The organism is Pseudomonas sp. P5_B2 (assembly GCF_056400445.1).
On record NZ_JBFULH010000267.1, the window covers coordinates 1 to 5,756 of the forward strand.

The 5,756-nt window shown below is 60.5% G+C and carries 6 protein-coding genes; 2 read left to right on the forward strand and 4 right to left on the reverse strand.

Features of this window, described 5'->3' with window-relative positions; translation table 11 throughout:
- Nucleotides 1-297, reverse strand: a 297-nt coding sequence (locus AC1DRJ_RS17905; protein ID WP_477803332.1) for an OsmC family protein, incomplete at its 3' end; no start/stop codon positions are given.
- A gap of 254 nt (nt 298-551) precedes the next feature.
- Between AC1DRJ_RS17905 and AC1DRJ_RS17910 the strand changes: the two genes are divergently transcribed.
- Both AC1DRJ_RS17910 and AC1DRJ_RS17915 read left to right on the forward strand, forming a co-directional pair.
- The gene (locus AC1DRJ_RS17910) at nt 552-1,928 is read left to right on the forward strand and encodes a pyridoxal-phosphate dependent enzyme (RefSeq protein WP_477803333.1); all 1,377 of its coding nucleotides are present in this window, start codon (nt 552-554) and stop codon (nt 1,926-1,928) included.
- Complete coding sequence (locus AC1DRJ_RS17915) at nt 1,925-3,100, forward strand: trans-sulfuration enzyme family protein (protein WP_477803334.1); 1,176 nt, start codon at nt 1,925-1,927, stop codon at nt 3,098-3,100. Before AC1DRJ_RS17910 ends, AC1DRJ_RS17915 begins: the two co-directional genes overlap by 4 nt.
- A gap of 63 nt (nt 3,101-3,163) precedes the next feature.
- On the opposite strand, the gene AC1DRJ_RS17920 is transcribed toward AC1DRJ_RS17915, so the two are convergent.
- From AC1DRJ_RS17920 to purM, 3 genes are read right to left on the reverse strand one after another with little or no spacing between them, the layout of a single operon-like run.
- Nucleotides 3,164-3,877, reverse strand: a complete 714-nt coding sequence (locus AC1DRJ_RS17920; protein WP_477803335.1) for a DUF3108 domain-containing protein — start codon at nt 3,875-3,877, stop codon at nt 3,164-3,166.
- A gap of 8 nt (nt 3,878-3,885) precedes the next feature.
- The gene (purN, locus tag AC1DRJ_RS17925; RefSeq protein ID WP_477803336.1) at nt 3,886-4,536 is read right to left on the reverse strand and encodes a phosphoribosylglycinamide formyltransferase; all 651 of its coding nucleotides are present in this window, start codon (nt 4,534-4,536) and stop codon (nt 3,886-3,888) included.
- On the reverse strand, nt 4,536-5,594 hold the full coding sequence (purM, locus tag AC1DRJ_RS17930; protein WP_477803337.1) for a phosphoribosylformylglycinamidine cyclo-ligase: 1,059 nt from the start codon (nt 5,592-5,594) through the stop codon (nt 4,536-4,538). The genes purN and purM overlap by 1 nt, the downstream gene beginning before the upstream one ends.
- Nucleotides 5,595-5,756: the final 162 nt, after the last annotated feature.

The window sequence follows — 5,756 nt, forward strand, 5'->3', positions numbered from 1 at the left end:
GAGCACGCCCTTGAGGGTCAGTTTGACGTGCAGGGCGTATTTACCTTTCTGCTCCTCGCTGTTGTCGCGTTTGACCTCGACCGTGACACCGGTCAGCGGGATGTCTTTCTTCCTGGCGTACATCTTCAGGGTCAAGGCTTTGCACGCCCCCAAGGCCGCATCGAAGTAATCGTGAGGTTCTGGCGCCGAGCCTTCGCCGCCGGAAGAGGTTGGCACGTCGGCAAACAGTTCGTGCTCATCGATTTGAACGCTGTGGCGAAAACCTTCGGCGGAAACGGTGTTGACGGTAACGGTCATGGAAAGCCTCCCAGGCTGGAAAAATCATTCGGTCAAAAAAGACCTTGAAGTTATAGAGCATTCCTCCGCCGGCGCGTTCCACTTTCTTACGGGGGCATCTCCGTTCGCTGAGTGAATACCGGTCGGCCGCACGCGGTTGCGAATGACGCCATCGCGGCCTATGGTCCAAGCGAGGTATTACCTGCAACCGTCACACAATGACGCGCCGCAGGTTTGTGTCCATCCACTGCGAATAACCATAGCAAGGTGAAGACATGCCCAACGAATCCCGCCCTGCCGTCCTTGAATTGATTGGTAACACGCCGCTGGTGCGTGTCAGTCGCTTCGATRCCGGCCCTTGTACGTTGTTCCTCAAACTCGAATCACAAAACCCCGGCGGATCGATCAAGGATCGCATCGGCCTGGCGATGATCGACGCTGCCGAGCGCGATGGTCGTCTGCAACCCGGTGGCACCATCGTCGAGGCCACGGCCGGCAACACCGGCCTGGGCCTGGCCCTTGTCGGGCGTGCCAAGGGGTATCGCGTGGTGCTGGTGGTGCCCGACAAGATGTCCACCGAGAAAGTCCTGCACCTCAAGGCGATGGGTGCCGAGGTGCACATCACTCGCTCCGATGTCGGCAAGGGCCATCCCGAGTACTACCAGGATGTGGCCGCGCGGCTGGCCAAGGAAATTCCCGACGCCTTCTTTGCCGATCAATTCAACAACCCGGCCAACCCGCTGGCCCACGAATGCAGCACCGCGCCAGAGATCTGGGCGCAAACCCAGCATGATGTGGATGCCATCGTCGTCGGCGTCGGTTCAGCCGGCACGCTGACGGGCTTGACCCGTTTCTTTAATCGCGTGCAGCCGAACCTGGTCATGGTGTTGGCCGACCCGGTCGGCTCGGTGATGGCCGAATACAGCCGCAGCGGCACCCTCGGCACCCCCGGTTCCTGGGCGGTGGAAGGCATCGGCGAAGACTTCATTCCCTCGATTGCAGACTTGTCCAGCGTGCGCCAAGCGTATTCGATCAGTGATGAAGAAAGCTTCGATCATGCCCGCCAACTGTTGCGCGCCGAAGGCATTCTCGGCGGCTCATCGACTGGCACGTTGCTGGCGGCGGCACTACGTTATTGCCGTGAGCAAACCGAGCCGAAACGGGTCGTGAGTTTCGTCTGCGACACCGGCACCCGCTACCTGTCGAAGGTCTACAACGATCAGTGGATGAACGATCAGGGCCTGTTGCAGTACAAGCACTATGGCGATCTTCGCGACCTGATTTCGCGCCGTTTTGAGGATGGCCGAGTGATCAGCGTGGGCCCTGGCGACACGCTGCTGACCGCTTTCCAGCGCATGCGCCTGGCGGATGTGTCGCAACTGCCGGTGCTGGTGGACGGCCAGCGTCTGGTCGGCGTGATCGACGAGTCCGACATTCTTCTGGGGGTGCATCAGGATGCCTCGCACTTCCGTTTGACGGTGGACAGCGCGATGACCGACAAACTGCAAACCCTGCCTGCCGCTGCCAGTCTGGCGCAGTTGCAGGCGGAACTCGACCGTGGGCTGGTGGCGATCATTGCCGATGCATCGGGCTTTCACGGACTGATTACCCGCTTCGACCTACTCAATCATCTACGGAGATCCCTGACATGAGTCACGACGAACATGTTGCGCCACATGGATTTGCCACCCGCGTGATCCATGCCGGGCAGGCACCGGACCCTTCCACCGGGGCGTTGATGCCACCGATTTATGCCAACTCCACCTATTTGCAAAAAAGCCCTGGCGTGCACAAAGGCCTCGATTACGGGCGCTCGCACAACCCAACGCGCTGGGCGCTGGAGCGCTGCGTGGCCGATCTCGAAGGGGGCACCCAGGCCTTTGCGTTCGCGTCCGGGTTGGCGGCGATTTCCACGGTGCTCGAATTGCTCGATGCCGATTCGCATATCGTCTCGGGCAATGATTTGTATGGCGGTACGTTTCGCCTGTTCGACAAGGTCCGTCGTCGCAGCGCCGGGCATCGCTTCAGCTTCGTCGATCTGACGGACCTGGCAGCCTTCGAAGCAGCGCTGCGGGATGACACGCGAATGGTCTGTGTAGAGACACCGAGCAATCCGTTGCTGCGCCTCTCCGATCTCGCCGCCATCGCGCGCATCTGTCGCCAGCGCGGCATCATTTGCGTGGCCGACAACACCTTCGCGAGCCCGTGGATCCAGCGCCCGCTGGAGTTGGGCTTCGATGTCGTGGTGCATTCGACCACCAAGTATCTGAACGGTCACTCCGACGTGATCGGCGGCATCGCGGTGGTCGGGCAGAACGCGGAGGTGCGCGAGCGACTGGGCTTTCTGCAAAACGCGGTGGGCGCCATTGCCGGACCGTTTGACGCCTTTCTTACCCTGCGCGGCGTTAAAACCCTGGCATTGCGCATGGAGCGCCACTGCAGCAATGCACTGACACTGGCGCAATGGCTGGAACAGCAGCCGCAAGTCGCGCGCGTCTACTACCCGGGGCTGCCATCACATCCGCAGCACGAACTGGCGCGGCAGCAGATGCACGGTTTCGGCGGCATGATTTCACTCGATCTGAACAGCGACCTGGCGGGCGCCAAGCGCTTTCTGGAGAGCGTGCAGATCTTTGCGCTGGCGGAGAGCCTGGGCGGAGTGGAAAGCCTGATCGAGCATCCGGCGATCATGACCCACGCCACCATCCCCGCCGACACCCGTGCGCAACTGGGCATCGGCGATGCGTTGGTGCGATTGTCCGTGGGGGTCGAAGACGTCGAAGACCTGCAAGCCGATCTGGCGCAGGCGTTGGCGCGGATTTGATATCCAGCAGGCAAAAAAAAACCGGAACCCTTTTCGGTTCCGGATTTTCGTGTCGAGCCCGGTTTAGCTGCCTTTGACCGCTTTACCGTTGACCTTGCCGTCGAGGAGCATGATGTTGTACTCCTTGCCGTCGGTTTCAACTTGTTGCAGACGGACCAGCAGGTAATCCCAATCCTTGGCAAACCACATGACGGTAATGCGCTTGTTTTGTGTCGGGTCGCGCACGCGCTCGACTTTGATCGCATCGATCTGGCCGGCCTTGGTGTCGACTTTTTCCGAACCCAGTACGCGGAAGTCATAGGTATCGACTTCGCCACCATCGATGACCTGATAGTTCATGCTCTTTTTGCCGGCGGCGACGTCTTCCTGTAGAGMCAGCTGATACGTGGACTTGTCGAGCATGCCACGGTTCAGTGGAACCTTGACCGGGTCGCCACGATCGGTGCCGGTGACCATTTTGGTGGTCCAGTCGAAATCCAGATCAACCTTTTTGGCTTTACCCAGGCCGCCACGCTCAAAGCGGTAGGACTGAGGCAGCAGGGTGTCCTTGTCCACGGTCAGGGTGCTTTCTTCCGTCAGGCTGGCGATCATCATCGACGCCTTGAAGCTGAGCTTCCAGACACCGTTGGCTTCCTTGGTCAAACTGCGTTCAGCCGTGCCGCTCATGGGCAGCTGTTTCCAGTCGGCGGTGTAGCTGGCGGAGAAAGGTTGAAGTTCTGCAGCCTGTGCCAGGGGCAAGGCAAGCAGAGCGCAAGCGAAGAGCAGGGCGCGACGCATAATATCTCCTAGGTTCGAATCAGGTGGCCGCTGGCCGCGAGTAGCTTCCCATCCAGTAAAGCACCTTGTTCGCCGAGTGATAGTCGACCTTCGGCAAACCAGCGTACAGCCAACGGATAGATCAGGTGTTCCTGAGCATGGACTCGCTGCGCCAGACTCTGCGGCGAATCCTGCAACTCTACCGGTATTACTGCTTGTACGACCAGTGGTCCGCCATCGAGTTCCTCGGTGACGAAGTGGACGGAGCAGCCGTGCTCAGTGTCTCCGGCCTCCAGCGCGCGCTGATGAGTGTGTAACCCTTTGTATTTGGGTAGCAGCGACGGATGGATATTGAGCAGGCGACCCGCGTAATGGCGCACGAAGTCAGCGCTGAGAATGCGCATGAAACCGGCCAGAACCACGAGTTTTGGATTGAAGGCGTCGATCAGTTCGATCAGGGCGACATCGAAGGCCTCGCGGCCTTCGAAAGCCTTGTGATCCAGGGCGCGGGTGTCGATACCCGCGTCCTTGGCGCGTTGCAGGCCATAAGCATCGGCGCGGTTGGAAATCACCGCAGCGATACGGACCGTGCTGTCGCCCGTCCGCGTGCTGTCGATCAAGGCCTGCAAGTTACTGCCAGTGCCGGACAACAGCACCACGACATCACAGGTCTTAGGCATCAGTGAGCCTTGAGGTTCTTCAGTTCAACCTGAGCCGCGCCTTCGGCAGCGGTGGCAATCTGGCCGATGACCCATGGCTGTTCGCCGGCTTCACGCAGCACGTTCAACGCGGTTTCAACGTGCTCTTGAGCGACGCAGATCACCATGCCCACACCGCAGTTCAACACACGGTGCATTTCGTTTTCGTCGACGTTGCCTTTCTCTTGCAGCCAGTCGAACACGGCAGGACGGGTCCAGCTCGCTACGTCAACCACTGCTTGTGCGCCTTTTGGCAGAACGCGCGGGATGTTGTCCAGCAGGCCGCCACCGGTGATGTGGGCCATGGCTTTGACAGCGCCGGTTTCCTTGATCAGCTTGAGCAGCGGCTTCACGTAGATGCGGGTCGGGGCCATCAGCAGATCGGTCAGCGGTTTGCCGTCGAGCTGGATGTTTTCGATGTCGGCACCCGACACTTCGATGATCTTGCGGATCAGCGAGTAGCCGTTGGAGTGCGGGCCGGAARACGGCAGGGCGAGCAGGGCGTCGCCAGCAGCGACTTTCGAGCCGTCGATGATTTCGGATTTCTCCACAACACCGACGCAGAAGCCAGCCAGGTCGTAGTCCTCGCCTTCGTACATGCCAGGCATTTCAGCGGTTTCGCCGCCGACCAGGGAGCAGCCGGACAGTTCACAGCCTGCGCCGATGCCGGTCACGACCTGGGTCGCGGTTTCGACGTTGAGTTTGCCGGTGGCGTAGTAGTCGAGGAAGAACAGCGGCTCGGCGCCGCACACCACCAGGTCGTTCACGCACATGGCGACCAGGTCGATGCCGATGCTGTCGTGCTTGTTCAGGTTCAGTGCCAGGCGCAGCTTGGTGCCAACGCCGTCTGTACCGGAAACCAGCACGGGCTGCTTGTAGCCGGCCGGGATTTCGCAGAGGGCGCCGAAACCGCCCAGGCCGCCCATGACTTCCGGGCGCGCAGTGCGCTTGGCGACGCTCTTGATGCGTTCGACCAATGCTTCACCGGCGTCGATGTCTACACCGGCGTCCTTGTAGCTCAGGGAGGGTTGCTTGCTCATGATCCAGGCCTTTAGGGGGGATTCAGGGGTAACGACCGAGTCCAGCGGGGACGCCGAATTCGACGGGGGGCGATTGCCTCACACGAAATTCGGGCTACCCGGCTGTTGCCGGTCTGCGAAGGCGCGCGATTTTATCAGGCTTGAGGGGCAGCGGCCATCCTC